Here is a 21,898-nt window from a genome sequence, read left to right on the forward strand (position 1 = left end):
CATCTGTTTTTCGCCTGTCGAAGTCGACTACAATGCGGGTCGTCCAACCGCCGCACCGAGAATGCCATGCCCGAAACTCTTACCCAAGCCCGCGTCGCCGTCATCGGCGGCGGTCCGGCCGGCCTGATGGCCGCCGAAGTGTTGAGCCAGGGCGGAGTGGCGGTCGAGCTGTACGACGCCATGCCGTCGGTCGGGCGCAAATTCCTTTTGGCGGGCAAGGGCGGCATGAATATCACGCACGCGGAGCCGGCCCTTGCATTCGGCCAGCGCTATGGCGCGCGCGCCGGCCAGGTGGCGCCGTGGCTGGCGCTGTTCGATGCGCAGGCCGTGCGCGACTGGATTGCCGGCCTTGGCGTGGACACGTTCGTGGGCACCTCCGGGCGCGTGTTCCCGACCGATATGAAGGCCGCGCCCCTGCTGCGCGCCTGGCTGCACCGCCTGCGCGAGGGCGGGGTGCAATTTCACATGCGCCATCGCTGGCTGGGCTGGAACGGCGCCGCGCTGCGCTTCGCCACCCCGGACGGCGAGCGTGAGGCGACCTTCGACGCGGTCATCCTGGCGCTGGGCGGCGCGAGCTGGGCGCGCCTGGGGTCGGACGGCGCCTGGGTGCCGCTCTTGCAAGAGCGCGCGGTGCCGGTGGCGCCGCTGGCGCCGTCGAACTGTGGTTTCGACACCGACTGGAGCGCGCATTTCAGCAGCCGCCATGCGGGCGCGCCGCTAACTACCGTGGCGGTCACCGCGCTCGGCGCCGACGGCGCCCCGCACAAGCGCCAGGGCCAGTTCGTCATCACCGCCGGCGGGGTCGAAGGCAGTTTGATTTACGCCTTGTCGGCCGGCCTGCGCGAGCAGATCGCCGCCAACGGCAGCGCCACCATCTGGCTCGATCTGGCGCCCGATTTCAGCGCTGACAAGGTGTTCGATGAAGTGACGCACCCGCGCGGGTCGCGCTCGATGTCGAGCCATCTGCAAAGCCGGCTGGGGATCAAGGGCGTCAAGTCGGGATTGCTGCGCGAATGCCTGTCGGCGGCCGAATTCGGCGACCCGGCGCGCCTGGCGCAGGCGCTGAAAATGCTGCCCGTGGTGTTACAACGCGCGCGCCCGATCGACGAGGCGATCAGCAGCGCCGGCGGGGTGCGCTTCGACGCGCTCGACGCCAACGCCATGCTGCGCGCCGTGCCGGGCGTGTTTGCCGCTGGCGAAATGATCGACTGGGAGGCGCCCACCGGCGGCTACCTGCTCACCGCCTGCTTTGCCAGCGGGCGCGCCGCCGGCCTCGGCGCCTTGAAGTGGCTCACTCGAAACTGACGTCGCCCGAGCCCTTGCTGGTGATGTTGCGCTCGCCCGGATTGCCATGCACGCTGATGTCGCCGCTGCCGCGCAGGTTGACCGAGGCGCTTTTGCGGGCCTGCACGATGGCGCTGCCGGAACCCATCAGGTCGATGGTGACCGCATCCGCGCTCAGGTGCTCGGCGTCCAGGTCGCCCGAACCCATCTGCGACACCTTGAACGCTTTCGCCGCGCCCACCACCGTCATGCTGCCCGAACCGACCACGCTGACCTCGACCTTGTCGCTGCTGCCGCCGTTCAGTTCAATGTCGCCGCTGCCTTGCAGTTCGGCTTCCACTTCACGGTAGCGGCCGTTGAACTTGACGTTGCCGGAGCCGTGCAATTGCAGTTCCAGCTTGTCGCCGTTAAAGCCGTTGACGGTGCTGTCGCCGCTGCCCCGGATCTGCAGGCTATCGAGCGCGGGCAGCACCAGCACCACTTGCAGCGGCTGTTTATGGTGCAGCAGCATGCCCTTGGTATCGATATGCAGCTTGCCCCCTTCGCTGAGCGTCTCCACATTGCCCAGCAGGCGCTGTTCGCCGCGCACCGTCAGCGACGGCACCGCGCCCTGGCGCAGGGTCATGTCGATCGGGCCGCCGAGGGTGATGGTGGTGATGTTGGCGGCCACGGCGCGCGTTTCGCTGGCGACCATGCGGCCTTCGGGATTGTTCGGGCGGGTCGTGCCCTGGGCGCGCAACATGCCGTAGAACAGGCCGATCAGCACGAACGCGAGGAGCAGCAGGCCGAAGCCGACTTTGAGTAATGAGCGCATCAGATTCTCCGGTTCCGGATTCAGTTGCCCTTGAGCAGGGACACATTCATGTCGACATAGCGCCGGATGCCGATCAGCGTGTATTTCGTAATGACCAGGCACAGCAGGAAGATGACGATTCCGGCCAGCACGATGCCGAGGCCGAAAAAGGTTTGGGTGGTGCGCGATCCGGGTTCGAGTTCGGTGGTGATGCGCACGCCGCGCCCGGCCGCCTCTTCGGCGCGGCGCACCACGCTGCGCTTCCTGGGCTGCGCGCCGCCTGCTTCCGAACCCCTCGCCGCCGCTTCCTGGGCGACCCCGCGTACCGCGTCGCCGGCTTCGCGCGCCACGCTGGCCGCTTCGCCGCCGCTGGCGATGGCTTTTTCGACCACGTCGCCGGCGTCGAGAATGGCGGCGGCCTCGGCCTTGGCCTTGGCCTGTTCGTCATCGTCCTTGCTGATGCGCTCCTGGTGAAATTGCACGCCTTCCTCGCCGATGGAGACGATCGCCTGCAGCTTGTCGCGGTCTTCATCGGACGCGTTGCTGAGGATAATCTCGCGGAATGGGCCGTCGAGCACCAGTTCGTTGGCGCCCGACAGGCCGCTGGCGGTGATGGCGATGCCGGCCACGTAAAACGCCAGTCCGGCCGCGTACAGGATCGCCAGGAAGGCCGCGTACACCAGCGCCGGCACCACCATGAACAGGTTGAAAATGCCCAGCCCGACGATCGACACCAGCAGGCGCAACAGGTTGGCGGGATTCTTCTTTTGCTCGAAAGAATGCATGTGCACGCTGGCGCGCAGGGTCATGGCGATCTTTTTCGGGTCATCCAGTTCGGCGGCCACGTCTTCTTCGGTGCGGCCGGCGGCCACGCCGTCGACGAAGCGCTGTTCGTAATAGGCCAGGGTCTTGGCCTGGGTGTCGGCGGAAATGCCCGCCATGGCGCGCCGCAGCGCGTCGAGATATTCGAGTTTGCCCATGATGATCGCCTGGTTGGATCAGGAGTGGCTGAGCGCCACGCCCGAATGGAAAATCTGCAAGTCGCCGCCGAGCAAGTGCGGCATGACGATAACAAAGGTACTCGCGGCAACAAAAACCAGTAAAGCGAGTGCGCGCAGTCCGAGTGCGATGTTCATGTGCTGTCCGTGTAAAAAACCTGTTTCGATGGTGCTACTGTACGAAAACGGACAGCTCAGCTCCAGCGGAATGCGACAGGCTGCACTTTGAGCGCCGCAAACGACCAAATCGGGGGACAGTCGTTCATTTGCTCTTGCTTGTGAGCAGGCGGGCGGCGGCCACGCCGCTGCGCACGGCCGACTCGATGGTGGCCGGATAGTCGCTGGCGGTGTAGTCGCCGGCCAGCGCCAGGCGCGCCAGTCCGGTGGCGTTGGCCGGGCGCGCCAGGCCGGGCGTGCAGGCGAAGGTGGCGCGTTTTTCGCTGATCACCTGGACCCAGTCGGGCCGCGCCAGTTCCGGGCGTTTTAACACGGCGGCCAGTTGCTCGGCGACGGCCTGGGCCAGCGCTTCGCGTCCCAGTTCCGAGGCTGCGCCCGAGGCGCTGATGACGACGGAAAACATGCCGGCCTGGGCAGGATCGAGCTGGCCGCGATCGAACACGAACTGGCCCCAGTGGCCGCTGGCGGCATTGTCGCGCAGGGCGTAGAAGGGCAGTTCCAGGCGCGTGGCGGCAGGATATTGCAAATAGCAGGTGGTGATCGGCTCGTACTCGAAGTGCCCGAGCGCGGCCGCCACCTCAAGCGCGCCGGCTTGTTCCAGCAATAGGGCGGCGGCCGGCGGTGGCGTGGCGATGACCACGGCGTCGAACGGCTCGCCGTCGCCAAGCAGCCAGCCGCCCTTGTTCGCTGCAAGCGAGGCGACCTTGGCTCCGGCGCGCACGCTGCCGCCGCGGCTTTCGACGAAGGCGGCGGCAGCCACGGGAAACAGCGCGCTCAGGTCCAGGCGCGGCAGCAACATGTCGGAACTGGAGCGGGCAGCGCCCAGGCTGTCGCGCAGCACAGCCAGAAACACCTGGGCCGAGGCGCGTTCGGGCGCGGTGTTGAGCGCGGCCAGGCACAGCGGCCGCCACATCAGTTCGATCAGGCGCTCGGTCTGGTCGTAGCGTTCCAGCAGTTCGCTGACGCTGCAGTCGGTGTGCAGGCGCCAGTCCATCCAGCGCGCGGTCGAGGAAAAGCGCGCCAGCGCCATCTTGTCGGCAAAGTCCAGGCCGCCGGCGCGCAGCAGGGCGATCGCCAGGTGCAAGGGCGCCGGCAGGCGCGGGGCCGCAAAATCCATGCCGCCGCTGCCCTTGGGGTAGCGCATCTGCAAGGGCAGGCGCAGCATGGCGGCGCCGGTGTCGATGCCCACCACGCGCATCAGGCGCAGCGATTCCTTGTAGGCGCCCAGCAAAATATGCTGGCCGTTATCGAGCTGGCGGCCCTGGACCTCGACCGCGCGCGCCCGTCCGCCGAGTGTGCGGGCCGCTTCGAACAAGCTGACCTTGCAGCCGGCGCGGGCCAGTTCGACGGCCGCGCTGCAACCGGCCCAGCCGGCGCCGATGACCGCGACTGTTACGGCAGCGGCGTCAGCCACGGATGTAGGTCTTCCACGCCAGCCAGAGTTTGCGCAGCGGCGTAAGCGAGATGCGCTGGCTCAAGACATGGAAATTGTCGCGCTCGATCTCGTCGAGCACGGTGCGGTAGATGGCCGCCATCATCAGGCCGGGACGTTGTGCGCGCCGGTCTTCCTTGGGCAGCAGGGCGAACGCTTCGTCGTAGATTTTTTGCGCGCGTTCGGTCTGGAAACGCATCAGGTTTTCGAACTTGTCGCTGTGGCGGGCGTTGAGCAAGTCGGCCGCCGTCACGCCGAACTGTTGCAATTCGTTCACGGGCAGGTAAATCCGGCCCTTGCGCGCGTCTTCGCCCACGTCGCGGATGATGTTGGTCAGCTGGAACGCCAGGCCCAGCTGTTCCGCGTATTCCAGGGTCTTCGGATTGCTCACGCCGAAAATGCTGGCCGACAGAATGCCGACCACGCTGGCCACGTGCCAGCAGTAGCGCTTCATGGCGGTGTAGTCGAGGTAGCGGGTCTGGTCGAGGTCCATTTCCATGCCGTCGACGATGGCCTGCATGTGCTGTTCCTGCAGGTTATAGACCGTCAGGTGCGGCTGCAAGGCTTGCGTGACCGGGTGGGTGGGCGCGCCGGCGTACATAGTGGCCAGTTCGGTGCGCCACCATGCCAGCTTGATGCGCGCGATCGACTGGTCGGTGCATTCGTCGACCGTGTCGTCCACCTCGCGGCAAAAGGCGTACAGCGCGGTGATCGCGCGGCGCCGCTCCGGTGGCAGGAACAGGAAGCTGTAATAGAAGCTGGAGCCGCTCTGGACGGTCTTTTGTTGGCAGTATTCGTCAGGAGACATGGTCAAAAGTGCAAGGGTGCGCGAAGCGAAGCCGCTATTCTATAGCCGATGCGCCCCGGACGAGAGGGGCGATGGCGGTTTTTTCACTGGCAAGGGCCGATACAGCGGTTCACATCCGCAGCGCGCGCCACAGAATCGCCATCCAGTCCAGCGTTTTGAGCTGCGGGCGCTGGTTAAAGACGTCGTAACCGGCTTTTTCGATTTCTTCCAGGATGCGCAAGCCACCCTGGATTACCAGCCGCAATTCCCAGCCGATGCGGCCCGGCAAACGGCGCGCCAGCGGGGCGCCGCTTTGCATCAGGGCGCGCGCGCGCGCCACTTCGAAGGCCATCAGCGCGCGCCAGTTGCCGCCGGTATTCTGCTTATCGAGCTCGGCCGGCGCGACGCCGAAGCGCTGCAAGTCATCCATCGGGATGTAAATACGGTCTTTTTGGCGGTCGATGCCGACGTCTTGCAGGAAGTTGATCAGCTGCAGCGCCGAGCAAATGGCGTCCGAGTCGCGCACGTTGGCGTCATCGACAGCGCCGTAGAGCGACAGCATCAGCAAGCCGACCGGATTGGCCGAGCGCCGGCAATAGTCGAGCAGCAAGTCAAAGTTCGGATAACGCTTGGTGTCCACATCTTGCTTGAACGCGGAGAGCAAGTCGTAAAATGGTTGCAGCGGCAGCTTGTACTGGGCAATCACTTCGGCCAGGCGCCGGAACAGGGTGTCGCGCTGGTGCTCGCCACGGCCAATGGCGTCGAGCGCGGCTTCGTAGGCGCTCAAGGCGGCCAGGCGCTCGGGGCCGCTGGCGTCGCCTTCGTCGGCGATATCGTCCGCCGTGCGGGCAAAGGCGTAAATCGCTTCGACCGCCGGCACCAGCCGCTTGGGCAACAAAATCGAGGCGACGGGGAAATTCTCGTAGTGATCGACAGGCATGGGTAATTAATGACGCAAAAGTCATTTGCAAATAAAACTTGCAGGATTATAATTACTAACCAGAAAGTCAGTTAGCTCTCAGGGCCGAACGAGTAGTAGCATCTCGACATCATCGCCAGGATGGCGCCCACCGCATAGTAAAGGAAAACACCGTGTTCCCCGTGAAAAACCTGCGCCAAAGACCTTTGGCACCGACGACCATTCTCAGCGCCGCTGTCATGGCCGCCTTGCTGGCAGCCTGTTCCAAGCCCGTGGAGAAAAAGGAAGACATCCGTCCGGTGCGCGCCATCGTGCTCAGTTCGAGCACCGTCGGCGTTAACGCCGAGTTCGCCGGCGAGGTGCGCGCGCGGGTCGAATCGCGTCTCGGGTTCCGGGTGGGCGGCAAGATTACCGCGCGTAAGGTCGACCCCGGCACCGTGGTCAAGAAGGGCCAGGTGCTGATGCAGCTCGACCCGCAAGACTTGAAGCTGTCCCAGGCCCAGGCCAAGGCCAACCTGCGCGCCGCCGAAACCGGGCGCGACCTGGCCAAGGCGGAACTGAAGCGCTATCAGGAATTGCGCGTAAAGAATTTTGTCAGCCAGGCCGTGCTGGACGCCAAGCAATCGGCCTACAGTTCGGCCCAGGCCACTGTCGACGCGGCCCAGGCCGCGTATTTCGGGCAATCCAACCAGGCCGGTTATGCAACGCTGGTATCGGATGTCGATGGCGTGGTCACCGCCGTGGACGCCGAAGTGGGGCAGGTGGTCTCCCCCGGCACCCCGGTGGTGCGCGTGGCCAAGATGGGCGAGAAGGAAATCGTCATTGGTTTGCCGGAAGATAAAGTCGAGCAATTGCGCAAACTGACCGACGTGACCGTGCGCCTGTGGGCCAACAAGGATGTGGTTATCCCAGGCAAGGTGCGCGAAGTCTCGCCGGTGGCCGACCCAGCCACCCGTACGTACGCGGTCAAGGTCTCGATTCCCGACAGCGCGGCCGACGTCAAGCTGGGCATGACCGCCATGGTGCAGTTCGCCAGCACCATGGCCACACCGCAGATCAAGGTGCCGCTGACGGCCCTGTATCATGAAAAGAACACCACCTCGGTGTGGGTGGTCGACAAGGGCGTGGTACGCATGGTGCCGGTGACCATTGCCGGCACCTCCGCCAACGACGTGGTGCTGGCCGGTGGCGTGACGGCCGGCCAGACCGTGGTGACGGCCGGCGTGAACCTGATCAAGCCGGGCCAGAAAGTGACGATCCTGCCACCGGAGTCCTCGTCGAGTGACGTTGCGCCTGTGCAAAAGAGCGCGGCCGCACCTCAGGTCGAGGTCGCCAAATGAAGGGATTCAATCTTTCTCGCTGGGCACTCGAACATATCCCGCTGACGCGCTACCTGATCGTGGCGCTGTTGCTGGGCGGGGTGATCAGCTATATGAACCTGGGGCAGGATGAAGATCCGCCGTTTACCTTCCGCGTGATGGTGGTGCGCGCCATCTGGCCGGGCGCGACCGCGGTGCAGATGGCCGAGCAAGTCACCGACAAGCTCGAAAAAACGCTGCAGGAAACGCCCTATATCGACAAGATCAAGAGTTATTCCAAGCCGGGCGAAGTAATCATCATCCTGCAACTGCGCGAATCGACGCCGCCGCGCGAGACCGCCAACTCCTGGTACCAGGTGCGCAAAAAGATCGGCGACATCAAGGGCACCTTGCCCGCGGGCGTGATCGGGCCCTTCTTCAACGATGAATTCGGCGACACCTACGGCTCGATTTTCGCGCTCTCGGCCGACGGCTTCAACTACGCCGAGGTCAAGGAATACGCCGACTTCGTGCGCCAGCAATTGCTGCGCGTACCGCTGGTGTCGAAAGTCGAACAGTTCGGCGTGCAGGCCGAAAAACTCAATATCGAGTTTTCGCACAAAAAATTCGCGCAGCTCGGCGTACCCTTCGAAGTCATCGCCGGCCAGATCGCCACCCAGAACTCGGTCGAAGCGACCGGCGTGCTGGTCACCGCGACCGATAACCTGCAAGTGCGCGTGACGGGCGCCCTGACCACCGCCAAGGACCTGGAAAACCTGGAACTGCGCGCCAACGGCACCACCTTCCGTCTGGGCGACTTTGCCACCATCAAGCGCGAATACGAAGATCCGCCGCGCGAAAAGATGCGTTTCAACGGCAAGGAAGTGATCGGCCTGGGCGTGTCGATGGAAAAGGGCGGCAACATCATTGCGATGGGCGAGGGCCTGGACGAAACAGTGGCGCGCATCAAGGCCAAGCTGCCGGTCGGCATCGAACTCGAACGGGTATCGGACCAGCCGCGCGCGGTGACGGCCTCGGTGAGCGAATTCATCAAGGTGCTGATCGAAGCGGTGGTGATCGTGCTGGCGGTCAGTTTCCTGGCGCTGGGTCTGCATACCAAGCCGCTGCGCATCGATGCGCGGCCGGGCCTGGTGGTGGCGCTGACGATTCCGCTGGTGCTCGCCATTACCTTCTTGTTCATGCGCTTTTTCAACATCGACTTGCACAAGATTTCGCTCGGGGCGCTGATCATCGCGCTCGGCCTGCTGGTCGATGACGCCATCATCGCCGTCGAAATGATGGTGCGCAAGATGGAGGAGGGCATGTCGCGCTTCGATGCGGCTACCTTCGCCTACACCTCGACCGCGATGCCGATGCTGACCGGCACCCTGATCACGGCGGCCGGCTTCTTGCCGATCGGCCTGGCCAAGTCGACGGCCGGCGAATACACGTTTTCGATGTTCTCGGTCAATGCGATCGCGCTCTTGATTTCGTGGCTGGTGGCGGTGGTGTTTACGCCTTACATCGGTTACATGATCCTCAAGGTCAAGCCGCACGCGGCCGGCGAGGGCGAGCACGACATGTTCAATACCCCGGGCTTCCAGCGCTTCCGCCGCGTCGTCACCTGGTGCGTGACGTGGCGCAAGACCACCATCGCGCTGAGCCTGGGCGTGTTCTTCCTGGGCGTATTCGGCTTCAAGTTCATCGAGAAGCAATTCTTCCCGGATTCGAGCCGGCCTGAACTGATGGTCGAGATGTGGACGCCGGAAGGCACCGCGTTCAAGGCCAACGAAGCGCTGGTGAAAAAATTCGAGAAGCTGATGGCCAAGGAAGCCAATGTCGAGAGCGTGACCAGCTATGTCGGCAACGGCAGCCCGCGCTTTTACTTGCCGCTGGACCAGATCTTCCCGCAATCGAACGTGTCGCAGATCGTCGTGCTGGCGCGCGGGCTCGAGCATCGCGAGTCGCTGCGCCTGAAGATTGTCGACATTTTCAGCAAGGATTTCCCGGAAGTGCGCGGCAGGGTCAAGCTGCTGCCGAACGGGCCGCCGGTGCCGTATCCGGTGCAGTTCCGCGTGGCCGGTCCCGAAATCGCGGTCGTACGCGACTTTGCCGACAAGGTCAAGGAGATCATGCGCGCCAATCCGAACGCGATCGGCGTCAATGACAACTGGAACGAATCGGTCAAGGTGCTGCGCCTTGACCTGGACCAGGAGAAACTGCGCGCGCTGGGCGTGACCTCGCAGACGGTGATGCGCGCGGCAAATACTATCCTGTCGGGCACCACCATCGGCCAGTTCCGCGAAGACAACAAGCTGATCGACATCGTGGTGCGCCAGCCGGTCGAAGAGCGCGCCACCATCGCAGTGCTCAACGACACCAATATCCCGACCGCATCGGGCAAGTCGGTGACCATTTCGCAGATTGCGCGTGCGCACTTTGTGTGGGAACCGGGCGTGGTGTGGCGCGAGGGCCGCGAATGGGCGATCACGGCGCAGGCCGATGTGGTCGACGGCATCCAGGGGCCGACCGTGTCGGATCAGATCGGCCTGAAGCTGGCTGACCTGCGCGCGGCGCTGCCGCCTGGCTACACGATCTCGCTGGCCGGCGCTGCGGCCGACAGCGCGGCGGCGGAAGCGTCGATCGCGGCCAACGTGCCGCTGGTGCTGTTCATCGTGTTCACCCTGCTGATGCTGCAACTGCACAGCTTCTCGCGTTCGCTGCTGGTGTTCCTGACCGGTCCGCTGGGCGTGGCTGGTGCGGCGATGGGCTTGCTGATTTTGAACCGGCCGTTCGGCTTCGTGGCGAATCTGGGCGTGATTGCGCTGTTCGGGATGATCATCCGTAACTCGGTGATCCTGGTCGACCAGATCGAGCAAGATATTGCTGCGGGGGCGGAGCCGTGGAATGCGGTGATCGAAGCGGCGGTGCGTCGTTGCCGGCCGATCATCCTGACGGCCGCTGCGGCCGCGCTGGCGATGATTCCACTGTCGCGTTCGGTGTTCTGGGGACCGATGGCCGTTGCCATCATGGGCGGGCTGGTGGTGGCGACGGCATTGACCTTGCTGTTCCTGCCGGCCTTGTATGCGACTTGCTTCAGGGTGAAAAAGCCTGTCGACGCAGTCGCCTTGCGCTCGTAGAGCTTCCGCTATACCCGCACCCTCCGCTGCGTCGTTCCCGGCCTCGGCGGCCCCCTTGGCGGGGATCCAAGTGTGTTCCGCAGCTATTAACTGAGCTACGAACTTGGGCCCCCGCCGAGGGCCGCCTTGGCGCGGGGGCGACGAAGCGGAAGGTAGCGGCGATGCATGCCGTTCCGCTACTCAAGCCGCTACATGCGCCCGTACCGCGTGCGCGTGTTTCTCCCACACCCGGCTCTTCCACCTGGCATACATCGCCAGCCCGCGCACCCACTCGTCGCACGTGAACGCGATCCAGACCCCAATCAATCCCCAGCCCAGATGCAGGCCCAGCAGCCATGCCAGCGGCACCGCCACGCCCCACATCGAACATGCCCCCATGAATACCGGAAACTTCGCGTCGCCCGTGGCCCTGAGCGAATTGATCACCACCAGGTTGAACGTGCGCCCCGGCTCCAGCAACAAACTGATCCTCAGCAGCACCGCGCCACCGGCCACGATCGCCGGGTCCTTGCTGAAGAACCCCAGCAACCACGGTGCCAGCAGCACCACCACGCAGGTCGTCACCACGGTCACCCCCAGTCCCACGCGCAGGCTGCGCAACAGTTGGCGGTAGGCTTCGTCGAACTCGCCCGCGCCGATCATGTGCCCGATCATGATCTCGGTACTGATCCCGATCGAAATGCCCAGCATCATCATGATCATCGACAGCTGGATCGCATACGAAAACGTCGCTAGCTGGACCACGCCCATCTGCCCGACAAAATACGTAATGACCATGAAGCTGGCCTGCCAGCACAGATTCTCGCCCGCCGCCGGCAAGCCGATCCGCAGGATGGGCGCCAGGGGCGCGCGCGACAGGGTCACGAACCACGCCAGCCGCACGCCCAGCTTGAGCTGGCGCCGCACCACCCAGGCCAGCGCCACGCAGGCCACGGCGCGGCTGATGACGGTCGACAGCGCCGCGCCGATCACGCCCATTTTCGGCGCGCCCAGCAGGCCGAAAATGAGCACCACGTTCAGGATCAGGTTGAGCACGTTCATGCCGATGGACACGACCATCGCTTCACGCATGTGCCCGTGCGCGCGCAGCACCGAGCCGAACGCAATATTGATCGATTCCAGAAACAGGGTGCCGCCCATCAGCGCCAGGAAGGGCTGCGCGTACGGCATCAGTGACGGCGGCAAGTGCAGCAGGCGCAGCATGTCGTTTGAAAACGCCCAGATCGCCAGGCTGACGATCATCCCCAGCCAGAAGTTGATGCCGACCGCGGTGGCCGCCACCCGCTCGGCGCCGGCGCGGTCGCCCGCGCCCAGGTAATGGGTCAGCACCACCGCGCTGCCGATCCCGACGAATGAAAACAGGATGATGCAAAAGCCGACGATCTGGTTGGCCACCGCCAGAGCGGCCACCGCCGAATCGCCAAGGTGGCTGACCATGAAGGTATCGACCACGCCCGGCAAAATATGCGAGAGCTGCTCGATAAAAATGGGCCATGTCATGGCGAACAATCCGGCCTTGCGGACTTTGTTAATATGATTGGAAGACATGCGGAGGTATTTCTTTAAGGGACTGAAAACGTTTCCAAATTATACGCCGCCCGAGTCCGATTCAAAAAACGCCCTATGTGGTCAGAAAATCCAGTAAAATACCGGGTTGAAGTTGTAGCCCCTAACAAAGGCAGTGCAGGGCGGCCGGTTTCACTGTCGGGCGCCCTTTGTTTTTTCAGATGGAAAGGTGCATGCGGCCGCCCATGGTGGCGCCGGATGCGATCCCGCGAGGATGGCGAAATTGGTAGACGCACCAGGTTTAGGTCCTGACGCCAGCAATGGTGTGGGGGTTCGAGTCCCCCTCCTCGCACCACGAGTTTAATACTATTTTTTGGACGATTTTTACATGGCAACTGCAGTCGAAACCCTGGGTAAACTCGAACGTCGCTTGACGATCTCTTTTCCGCTGACTGACGTCCGTACGGAAGTGGAAAAGCGCCTGAAACAGCAGGCCAAATCGGCCAAGGCACCTGGCTTCCGTCCAGGTAAAGTGCCAATGAAAATGGTTGCGCAACAATACGGCTACCAGATCGAATCGGACGTGCTGAACGATAAAGTCGGCCGCGCATTCAACGAAGCTGCGAACGAGAACCAGCTGCGCGTTGCCGGTTTTCCAAAAATCGAACCAAAGGAAGATTCCGCCGAAGGCGTGCTGTCGTTCGACGCCACTTTCGAGGTGTATCCTGAAGTCGTCATCGGCGACCTGTCGGGTGTCGAGATCGACACCGTGAAAGCCGACGTGTCGGATGCGGAAATCGAAAAGACCATCGACATCCTGCGCAAGCAGCGCGTGCATTACCACACCAAGGGTGAAGCCGGCGAACACGGCGACGGCGGCGAGCCGATCGCAGCCAATGGCGACCGCGTCACCGTCGACTTCGTCGGCGTGATCGACGGCGTTGAATTCCCAGGCGGCAAAGCTGAAGACTACGCATTCGTGCTCGGCGAAGGCCGCATGCTGCCGGAATTCGAAGCCGCTACCGTCGGCCTGAAGGTCGGCGAAGCGAAAACCTTCCCACTGGCTTTCCCAGCGGACTACCACGGTGCTGACGTGGCCGGCAAAACCGCCGACTTCACCATCACCCTGAAAAAGCTGGAATGGGCGCACCTGCCGGCAGTTGACGCCGAGTTCGCCAAGTCCCTGGGCATGGAAGATGGCGACCTGGAAAAAATGCGCGCTGACATCAAAGTCAACCTGGAACGCGAAGTCGCGGGCCGCGTCAAGGCACGCAACAAGGAAGCCGTGATGGATGCCCTGGTCAAGGTCACCGAAATGGAAGTTCCTAAAGTCATGATCGCCCAGGATGCGGACCGCCTGGCTGAAATGACCCGCCAGGACATGGCGCAGCGCGGCATGGATGTCAAAGACATGCCATTCCCGCAAGAACTGTTCGCCACCAAGGCCGAGCGCCGCGTGCGCCTGGGCTTGATCCTGTCGCAACTCGTTGGCGACAACAAGCTGCAGGCAACCCCTGAGCAGGTCAAGGCACAGATCGAAGATTTCGCTCAAAGCTACGAAGATCCGCGTGAAGTACTGAAGTACTACTACAGCGATCGTCGCCGCCTGTCGGAAGTCGAAGCTCTTGTATTGGAAGAAAACGTCGTTAACTATGTACTCGGTATCGCGAAAGTCACAGCCAAGGCTGTTGCATTCGACGAGTTGATGGGAAGCAACGCACAAGCTTAAAGTTGGCTTTAGGCTGCTTACAAAGGAAGAGACAGGTATGAATCATAATCCGGCATTGGATACACAAGCACTCGGCCTCATTCCGATGGTCGTGGAGCAAAGCGGCCGCGGCGAGCGCTCGTACGATATTTACTCGCGCCTGCTCAAGGAACGCGTGATTTTCATGGTCGGGCCGGTGCATGACCAGATGGCCAACCTGATCGTCGCCCAGCTGCTGTTCCTCGAGAGCGAGAATCCGGACAAGGATATTTCGCTGTATATCAACTCGCCTGGCGGATCGGTTTCGGCCGGCCTGGCGATTTTCGATACGATGAACTTCATCAAGCCGGACGTGTCGACCCTGTGCACCGGGATGGCGGCCTCAATGGGAGCCTTCCTGCTGGCGGCGGGCGCCAAGGGCAAGCGTTTTTCCTTGCCTAACTCGCGCATCATGATTCACCAGCCGTCGGGCGGCTCGCAAGGGCAGGCCTCGGATATCGAGATCCAGGCGAAAGAAATCCTCTACCTGCGTGAGCGCCTGAACCACATCCTGGCCGAACGTACGGGCAAGACGATGGAACAGATCCACAAGGATACCGACCGCGACCGTTTCATGTCGGGCGAAGAAGCTGCTGAGTATGGCCTGATCGACAAAGTCCTTGCGAAGCGCGAATAGCTTGCCAGCGCGGGTCGTCATGGCCACGCGCCGCCCAACCGGCCAGTCCGGGGTGCGGCAGCGTGATCGTGACGTTCACCTGTGGTGTTGCTGAAAAAACGCCCGGCGCTACAACGTTCGGGCGTTTCGTTTTTATTTCGGGTAGCATGCTGTTAGCGCACACTCATGTTGCGCGTCTGTTCGCGTTACACTTATAGCAATTCAAGAGAACCCTGCCCCATGTCAGAAAAAAAATCCTCCAGCGGCGAAAAACTTCTCTACTGCTCGTTCTGCGGCAAGAGCCAGCACGAGGTGAAGAAGCTCATCGCAGGTCCATCCGTCTTCATCTGCGACGAATGCATCGACCTGTGTAACGACATCATCCGCGACGAGACCTCGAACGTCGAAACGGTGGCCGGCGCCAAGTCGGACCTGCCGACCCCGAACGAGATCAAGGAATTGCTGGATCAGTACGTTATCGGCCAGCAAACCGCCAAGCGCATCCTGTCCGTTGCGGTCTACAACCATTACAAGCGCCTCAAGCACCTGGGCAAGAAAGACGAAGTCGAACTGGCAAAGAGCAACATCTTGCTGGTCGGTCCTACCGGCTCGGGTAAAACCCTGCTGGCCCAGACCCTGGCGCGCATGCTCAACGTGCCGTTCGTGATCGCCGACGCCACCACCCTGACCGAAGCCGGTTATGTGGGCGAAGACGTCGAGAACATCATCCAGAAGCTGCTGCAAAGCTGCAACTACGAAGTCGACAAGGCCCAGCGCGGCATCGTCTACATCGATGAAATCGACAAGATTTCGCGTAAATCGGACAATCCGTCGATTACCCGCGACGTTTCCGGCGAAGGCGTGCAGCAAGCCTTGCTGAAACTGATCGAAGGCACCATGGCATCGGTGCCGCCACAAGGGGGGCGCAAGCATCCGAACCAGGATTTCGTCCAGATCGACACGACCAACATCATGTTCATCTGCGGCGGCGCGTTCGACGGCCTGGTCAAGATCATCCAGAACCGTTCGGAAAAGAGCGGCATCGGTTTCTCTGCCAGCGTCAAGAGCGAGTCCCAGCGCGCCAGCGCCGACGTGCTGCTCGAAGCCGAACCGGAAGACTTGATCAAGTTCGGCCTGATTCCGGAACTGGTGGGCCGCCTGCCGGTGGTTGCCGCCTTGTCCGAATTGACCGAAGAAGCGCTGATCCAGATCCTGATCGAGCCGAAGAATGCCTTGATTAAGCAGTATTCCAAGTTGCTTGAAATGGAAGGCGCGGAACTGGAAATCCGTCCGGCCGCTCTGCACGCGATTGCCCGTAAGGCATTGGCCCGCAAGACCGGTGCGCGCGGTTTGCGTTCCATTCTTGAACATGCACTGCTCGATGTGATGTACGAATTGCCAAATCAGCAGAATGTCATCAAGGTCGTTATCGATGAAAATTCGATCACGAACGGCGCAAAACCTTTACTGATTTACAGCGAAAGCGCCAAAGCATCCGGCGAAAACTGAAATTCTGCGATGCGGACGCAACAAAAGCATTGATTCCTGAATTCTTGGCGGTACAATTTACCTCAATAAAAGAATCAGGCTTCATTCGAAAAGCCACTCGCAGCGCAAGCGCTGCGCGGTGGCTTTTTTATTTGATGTTCCGATAAAGTTTTTTTAGATTATTCCGGTTGTATTTGAATCAAGTTGATGAATATTCAAATAACTTGTAGAAATATTTTATCCGCCGGTCTTGTGTTTTGGCAGATGGTGCCAATATCGTAAACACGCTTTCTATAAGGTATGCCATGACAACTTCCAAATTAACCGAGCAAACGACGCTGCCCTTACTGCCGTTGCGCGACGTGGTCGTCTTCCCGCATATGGTGATCCCACTGTTCGTTGGCCGTCCTAAATCCATCAAGGCGCTGGAAGCGGCGATGGAGCAGGGCAAGAGCATCATGCTGGCGGCCCAGAAAGCCGCAGCCAAAGACGAGCCATCCGCGTCCGACATCTACGAGATCGGTTGCGTGGCCAACATCCTGCAAATGCTCAAGCTGCCAGACGGCACCGTCAAGGTGCTGGTCGAGGGCGCCCAGCGTGCGCGCATCAACCACATCAGCGATGCCCCGACCCACTTTATCGCCGACCTGACCCCGCTCAGTTCGGAAATCGGCGACGATTCCGAAGTCGAGGCGATGCGCCGCGCGATCGTCCAGCAGTTCGACCAGTACGTCAAACTGAACAAAAAGATTCCTCCTGAAATCCTCGCTTCGCTGGCAGGGATCGACGACGCCGGCCGCCTGGCCGATACCGTTGCCGCCCATCTGCCGCTCAAGCTCGAGCAGAAACAGGTGATCCTCGAGATCTTCAATGTCGCCAAGCGTCTCGAGCACCTGCTCGGCCAGCTCGAAGGCGAGCTCGATATCCTGCAAGTGGAAAAGCGCATCCGTGGCCGCGTCAAGCGCCAGATGGAAAAATCGCAGCGCGAGTACTACCTGAACGAGCAGGTCAAGGCGATCCAGAAAGAACTGGGCGAGGGCGAAGATGGCGCCGATATCGACGAACTCGAGAAAAAAGTCATCGCCGCCAAGATGCCGAAGGAAGCGCTGGACAAGGCTACCAACGAACTCAAGAAGCTCAAGCTGATGTCGCCGATGTCGGCCGAAGCGACCGTGGTGCGTAACTACATCGACACCCTGGTCAACCTGCCGTGGAAGAAAAAATCCAAGGTCAATAACGACCTGTCGAACGCCGAGAAAGTCCTCGAGGGCGATCACTATGGCCTTGACAAGGTGAAAGAACGCATCCTGGAATACCTCGCGGTCCAGCAACGCGTCGACAAACTGAAGGCGCCGATCCTGTGCTTCGTCGGTCCTCCGGGCGTGGGTAAAACCTCGCTTGGCCAATCGATCGCCAAGGCCACGAACCGCAAGTTCGTGCGCATGGCCTTGGGTGGCGTGCGCGACGAAGCCGAGATTCGCGGTCACCGCCGCACGTATATCGGTTCGATGCCGGGCAAGGTGCTGCAATCGCTGGCCAAGGTCGGCGTGCGCAACCCGCTGTTCCTGTTGGATGAAATCGACAAGATGGGCGCGGACTTCCGCGGCGATCCGTCCTCGGCCCTGCTCGAAGTGCTGGACCCGGAACAGAACCACACGTTCTCGGACCACTACATCGAAGTCGACTTCGACCTGTCGGACGTGATGTTCGTGGCGACCTCGAATTCGTTCAACATTCCGCCGGCGCTGCTCGACCGCATGGAAGTCATTCGCCTGTCCGGTTACACGGAAGATGAAAAGACCAGCATCGCCCAGCGTTACCTGCTGCCCAAGCAGATCAAGGCGAATGGCTTGAAGGAAGAAGAAATCGCCGTGGCCGAAAGCGCGATCCGCGACATCATCCGTTACTACACGCGGGAAGCCGGCGTGCGTTCGCTCGAGCGCGAAATCTCGAAGATCTGCCGCAAGGTCGTCAAGATGTTGCTGTTGAAAAAGGCCGATAAAAAGGTCACGGTCAACGGCAAGAACATCGACAAGTTCCTGGGCGTGCGCCGTTACGATTTCGGCGTGGCCGAGAAAGAGAACCAGATCGGCCAGGTGGTCGGCCTTGCATGGACCGAAGTGGGCGGCGATCTGTTGACCATCGAGGCGGTGCAAATGCCGGGCAAGGGCGGCGTGATCCGCACCGGCACCCTGGGCGACGTGATGAAGGAATCGATCGAAGCGGCGCGCACCGTGGTGCGTTCGCGCGCCAACCGCCTCGGCATCAAGAATGACGTGTTCGAAAAAGCCGACATTCACATTCACGTGCCGGAAGGCGCCACGCCGAAAGACGGTCCATCGGCCGGTATTGCGATGACCACGGCGCTGGTGTCGGTGTTTACCGGCATTCCGGTGCGGGCCGATGTGGCGATGACGGGCGAGATCACCTTGCGCGGCGAAGTGCTGCCGATCGGCGGGCTGAAAGAAAAACTGCTGGCGGCGCATCGCGGCGGGATCAAGACGGTCTTGATTCCGGAGCAGAACGTCAAGGACCTGGCCGACATTCCGGACAACGTGAAGAACAAGCTCGAAATCGTTCCGGTACGCTGGATCGACAAGGTGCTCGAAATCGCGCTCGAACGGATGCCGACGCCGGTGGTGGAAGTACCGGCCGTCGCCGCCGTTGCCGCCGCCGCCGCCACCGCGGTCGATGGCGTGGCCCCGCAGACGGACGTCGTGAAACACTAATCCGTCGCTAGTGCAGTACAGAAGCAAGCGTCCTCGTGACGCTTGCTTTTTTTACGGTTGGTAATTGGCTTGACAGGCGGATGGACGGCTTGTTTAATACGCGCTGCGGATTTCTTTTCGCCGCAACTCTTATGTAATGGGGCACAAGTGAACAAAACAGAATTGATCGAAGAAATCGCGAAGTCGGCGGACATCACCAAGGCCTCGGCCACGCGCGCGCTCGACGCCATGATCGATGCCGTCACCGCCAGCCTGCAAAAGAACGACAGCGTGACCCTGGTCGGCTTCGGCACCTTCTCGGTGGGCGAGCGCGCCGCGCGTACCGGGCGCAATCCGCGCACCAAGGAAGCGATCAAGATCGCGGCGGCGAAAGTTCCTAAATTTAAAGCTGGTAAAGCGCTTAAAGATGCAGTAAACTAATGTCCTTCGGTGAGGTGACAATCACCGGAAAATGTCGGTAACACCTGGTGACACAGGTGTGCTTTCGGGGGTTTAGCTCAGTTGGTAGAGCAGCGCCCTTACAAGGCGCGGGTCGGGAGTTCGAGCCTCTCAGCCCCCACCAGAGCCCGGCATGTTGTGCAGTATTTTTTACGGAGTGGTAGTTCAGTTGGTTAGAATGCCGGCCTGTCACGTCGGAGGTCGCGGGTTCGAGTCCCGTCCGCTCCGCCAATAAAAAATACGCTGTTTCATTCGAGATTCGAGGAGTGGTAGTTCAGTTGGTTAGAATGCCGGCCTGTCACGTCGGAGGTCGCGGGTTCGAGTCCCGTCCGCTCCGCCAGCATATAGCAGTACGATGGTGCAGTCTCCGTTCGGAGGGTGCGCCGGGGTTCAGGAGTGGCCTGTACGGAACTCCATGGTTCGCACAAGGCGGCCGGGTCCTGGCAGTCCTGTCAAAAAAAGAAGAGGCGAACGAAAGTTCGCCTTTTTTTATATGTGCGTTTTAATCGCATTCCATCGCAATTTTATTTATCTCGAATTGGCAAACCATGTTTGAATTTATTCGCAATCACAAGCGCTGGATCCAGGTCATGCTGGTGTTGCTGGCCGCTTCGTTCCTGGTCGTCGGTGGCATGGCCACCAACGAAAACGCGGACAGCACCGTTGTCGTGGCCAATGTGAACGGCAAGAAGATCACGCAGCCCGAATGGGAAGAGGCACAGCGCCAGCAGGTCGACCAATACCGCACCATGATGGGTGCGCAGTTCGACCAGAAGCGCTTCGACACGCCTGAATTCAAGCGCGAAATCCTCGATAATCTGATCGCGCAGCGCGCGGTCGAAGCGGAAATCGAACGCAGCCACCTGACCGTGGGCGACGATCTGCTGGTCAACACGATTCAGCAAAATGATGAATTCAAGACCGCCGGCAAGTTCGACGTCGATGTCTATAAGGCGGCGCTGGTCAATGCGCGCATGACGGCGGCCCAGTACGAAGCGAGCCTGCGCCGCAATTTCGTGCTGCGCCAGCTGACCGGCACGGTGCAGGAAACCGCCTTCCTGCCGCGCACGGTCGCCACGCGCATGTCGAACATTTTCGACGAAGAGCGCGAAGTGCAGGAAATGCTGTTCCCGGCCAGCGAGCAGCAGGCCCAGGTCAAGGTTACCGACGAGATGATCAAGGCTTTCTACGACAAGAACGCCACCTTGTTCCAGGTGCCGGAAAAAGCCAAGATCGACTACGTGGTGCTCGACGCGGCCGCGGTCGAAGGCATGGTCAGCGTGACCGATGCCGAAGTCGCCGAATTCTACAAAGCCAACAGCAAGCGCTTCACCACCCCGGAAGAGCGTCTGTACAGCCACATCCAGTTCAAGTTCGCCAAAGACGCGAGCGCGGCCGACAAAGCCGCCGCCAAGGCCAAGGCCGAGGCTGTGCTGGCCGAGTTGCGCAAGGCGCCGGCTACGTTTGCCGATGTGGCCAAAGCGAAGTCGCAGGACGTCTCGACGGCCGAGCAGGGCGGCGAGCTGGGCCAGGCGAAAAAGGGCGAGATGATCAGCCCGGCAATCGAAACGGCCGTGTTCAAGCTCAAGCAAGGCGACATCAGCGACGTGGTCGAGTCGGACCAGGGTTACCACATCGTCACCGTCACCAAGCTGGCGCCGGAAACCGTCAAGCCGCTCGATGAAGTCAAGGATGCGCTGGTGGCTGAAGTGAAGAAGCCGAAGATGTCGAAGAAGTATTCGGAACTGGCGCAAACCTTCACCGAAACCGTGTACGACCAGTCGGCCAGCCTGAAGCCGGTCGCCGACAAGCTGAAACTGAAGATCGAAACGCTCGACAACGTCACGCGCACGCCGAATCCGGCATTGGCCCAGTCGCCGTTGAACAATGCTAAATTCCTCAGCGCCGTGTTCTCGGACAGCGTGGTCAAGAACAAGCACAATACCGAAGCCATCGAAGTCAAGCCGAGCATGCTGGTCGCGGCCCGCATCGTCGAGTACTCGCCGGCCGCCAAGCGTCCGCTGGCCGAAGTGCAGGACATCATCCGCATGCGTGTGGCGCAGCAGGAAGCGATCAGCCTGGCCAAGAAAGCCGGCGAAGCGAAGATCGCCGCAGCCAAGGCCAGCGGCGACGCTGCCGGCTTCGGCGCTGCCAAGGTGGTCAGCCGTGCCACCCCGACGGCGGTCAATCAGGCGGCGCTGCCCGTGGTCCTGAAAGCCGACGCGAGCAAGCTGCCGGCCTATGTTGGTGTCGAGATTCCTGGCATCGGCTACGGTGTGTATCGCATCAGCAAGGTATCGCAGCCGGCCAAGGTGGATGAAGCGCGCCGCACCGCCGAGCAGCAAGAAATCGCCGAGCGCCTCGGCCAGGTCGAGATGCGCGGTTATGTCGATGCGCTCAAAGAAAAGGCCAAGGCCAAGATCATCGTCAAGACCGAGGTGGCCGCAGCCGACGCCAAAGACGCTCCCGCAGCGAAGTAATCGCGCTGTTGGGTCGTATAAAAACCCGGTCGCTCGCGCTGCCGGGTTTTTTTATGCCCGCTGCGG

The 21,898-nt window shown here is 61.6% G+C and carries 16 protein-coding genes and 4 tRNA genes; 13 read left to right on the forward strand and 7 right to left on the reverse strand.

The annotated features are described in order from the left end of the window. Positions 1–66: 66 nt before the first annotated feature. The gene (locus F2P46_RS28470; protein WP_166896621.1) at positions 67–1,305 is read left to right on the forward strand and encodes a TIGR03862 family flavoprotein; all 1,239 of its coding nucleotides are present in this window, start codon (positions 67–69) and stop codon (positions 1,303–1,305) included. Here the strand turns inward: F2P46_RS28470 and F2P46_RS28475 are convergent. The 6 genes from F2P46_RS28475 to hpnC form a co-directional block, all read right to left on the reverse strand. Further along, positions 1,292–2,098, reverse strand: a complete 807-nt coding sequence (locus F2P46_RS28475) for a head GIN domain-containing protein (RefSeq protein ID WP_166896623.1) — start codon at positions 2,096–2,098, stop codon at positions 1,292–1,294. The genes F2P46_RS28470 and F2P46_RS28475 overlap by 14 nt on opposite strands. Before the next feature lie 20 nt (positions 2,099–2,118). Then, a complete protein-coding gene (locus F2P46_RS37980; RefSeq protein ID WP_229509501.1) occupies positions 2,119–3,057 on the reverse strand; it encodes a DUF1700 domain-containing protein in 939 nt (312 codons plus the stop codon). 18 nt (positions 3,058–3,075) lie between these two features. Then, entirely contained in the window at positions 3,076–3,213 is a 138-nt protein-coding gene (locus F2P46_RS28485; protein WP_166896625.1) for a hypothetical protein, read from the reverse strand. A 124-nt stretch (positions 3,214–3,337) separates the two neighbouring features. After that, positions 3,338–4,666 (reverse strand): hydroxysqualene dehydroxylase HpnE, encoded by a 1,329-nt coding sequence (gene hpnE / locus F2P46_RS28490; protein WP_166896626.1) that lies wholly within the window; start codon positions 4,664–4,666, stop codon positions 3,338–3,340. Beyond that, the gene (hpnD, locus tag F2P46_RS28495) at positions 4,659–5,492 is read right to left on the reverse strand and encodes a presqualene diphosphate synthase HpnD (RefSeq protein ID WP_166896628.1); all 834 of its coding nucleotides are present in this window, start codon (positions 5,490–5,492) and stop codon (positions 4,659–4,661) included. The genes hpnE and hpnD overlap by 8 nt, the downstream gene beginning before the upstream one ends. 109 nt (positions 5,493–5,601) lie before the next feature. Further along, a complete protein-coding gene (hpnC, locus tag F2P46_RS28500) occupies positions 5,602–6,411 on the reverse strand; it encodes a squalene synthase HpnC (protein ID WP_166896630.1) in 810 nt (269 codons plus the stop codon). A 152-nt stretch (positions 6,412–6,563) separates the two neighbouring features. On the opposite strand from hpnC, the gene F2P46_RS28505 reads away from it, so the two are divergent. Together F2P46_RS28505 and F2P46_RS28510 are read left to right on the forward strand one after the other, a co-directional pair. Next, positions 6,564–7,730, forward strand: coding sequence for an efflux RND transporter periplasmic adaptor subunit (locus F2P46_RS28505; protein ID WP_368737968.1), 1,167 nt, complete (start codon positions 6,564–6,566; stop codon positions 7,728–7,730). Further along, the gene (locus F2P46_RS28510; protein ID WP_166896632.1) at positions 7,727–10,828 is read left to right on the forward strand and encodes an efflux RND transporter permease subunit; all 3,102 of its coding nucleotides are present in this window, start codon (positions 7,727–7,729) and stop codon (positions 10,826–10,828) included. The genes F2P46_RS28505 and F2P46_RS28510 overlap by 4 nt, the downstream gene beginning before the upstream one ends. A 180-nt stretch (positions 10,829–11,008) precedes the next feature. Here the strand turns inward: F2P46_RS28510 and F2P46_RS28515 are convergent, their stop codons facing one another. After that, positions 11,009–12,328: an MATE family efflux transporter gene (locus tag F2P46_RS28515; RefSeq protein ID WP_208296812.1), complete on the reverse strand. Its 1,320-nt coding sequence runs from the start codon at positions 12,326–12,328 to the stop codon at positions 11,009–11,011. A 274-nt stretch (positions 12,329–12,602) separates the two neighbouring features. Here F2P46_RS28515 and F2P46_RS28520 point away from each other — a divergent pair. The 10 genes from F2P46_RS28520 (at position 12,603) to F2P46_RS28565 (ending at position 21,832) form a co-directional block, all read left to right on the forward strand. Next, a tRNA-Leu gene (locus tag F2P46_RS28520) sits at positions 12,603–12,689 on the forward strand. A 33-nt stretch (positions 12,690–12,722) separates the two neighbouring features. After that, entirely contained in the window at positions 12,723–14,063 is a 1,341-nt protein-coding gene (tig, locus tag F2P46_RS28525; protein ID WP_166896636.1) for a trigger factor, read from the forward strand. Between the two features lie 37 nt (positions 14,064–14,100). Further along, complete coding sequence (clpP, locus tag F2P46_RS28530; RefSeq protein WP_166879491.1) at positions 14,101–14,718, forward strand: ATP-dependent Clp endopeptidase proteolytic subunit ClpP; 618 nt, start codon at positions 14,101–14,103, stop codon at positions 14,716–14,718. A 219-nt stretch (positions 14,719–14,937) separates the two neighbouring features. Beyond that, positions 14,938–16,206: an ATP-dependent Clp protease ATP-binding subunit ClpX gene (clpX, locus tag F2P46_RS28535; RefSeq protein WP_166879493.1), complete on the forward strand. Its 1,269-nt coding sequence runs from the start codon at positions 14,938–14,940 to the stop codon at positions 16,204–16,206. 284 nt (positions 16,207–16,490) lie between these two features. Continuing rightward, entirely contained in the window at positions 16,491–18,914 is a 2,424-nt protein-coding gene (gene lon / locus F2P46_RS28540) for an endopeptidase La (RefSeq protein WP_166896638.1), read from the forward strand. A gap of 96 nt (positions 18,915–19,010) precedes the next feature. Next, positions 19,011–19,334: an HU family DNA-binding protein gene (locus F2P46_RS28545; protein WP_368737970.1), complete on the forward strand. Its 324-nt coding sequence runs from the start codon at positions 19,011–19,013 to the stop codon at positions 19,332–19,334. 66 nt (positions 19,335–19,400) lie between these two features. Continuing rightward, positions 19,401–19,476 (forward strand) — tRNA-Val (locus tag F2P46_RS28550). A 30-nt stretch (positions 19,477–19,506) separates the two neighbouring features. Beyond that, positions 19,507–19,583: transfer RNA gene (locus tag F2P46_RS28555), tRNA-Asp, on the forward strand. Between the two features lie 32 nt (positions 19,584–19,615). Next, a tRNA-Asp gene (locus F2P46_RS28560) sits at positions 19,616–19,692 on the forward strand. A gap of 208 nt (positions 19,693–19,900) precedes the next feature. Next, positions 19,901–21,832 carry a SurA N-terminal domain-containing protein gene (locus F2P46_RS28565; protein ID WP_166896639.1) on the forward strand — a complete coding sequence of 644 codons (1,932 nt, stop codon included), beginning with the start codon at positions 19,901–19,903 and terminating at the stop codon, positions 21,830–21,832. The last annotated feature ends 66 nt before the right edge of the window (positions 21,833–21,898 follow it).

Origin of the sequence: Massilia sp. CCM 8734 (assembly GCF_011682155.1) — a bacterium.
GTDB lineage: Bacteria > Pseudomonadota > Gammaproteobacteria > Burkholderiales > Burkholderiaceae_D > Telluria_A > Telluria_A rubra.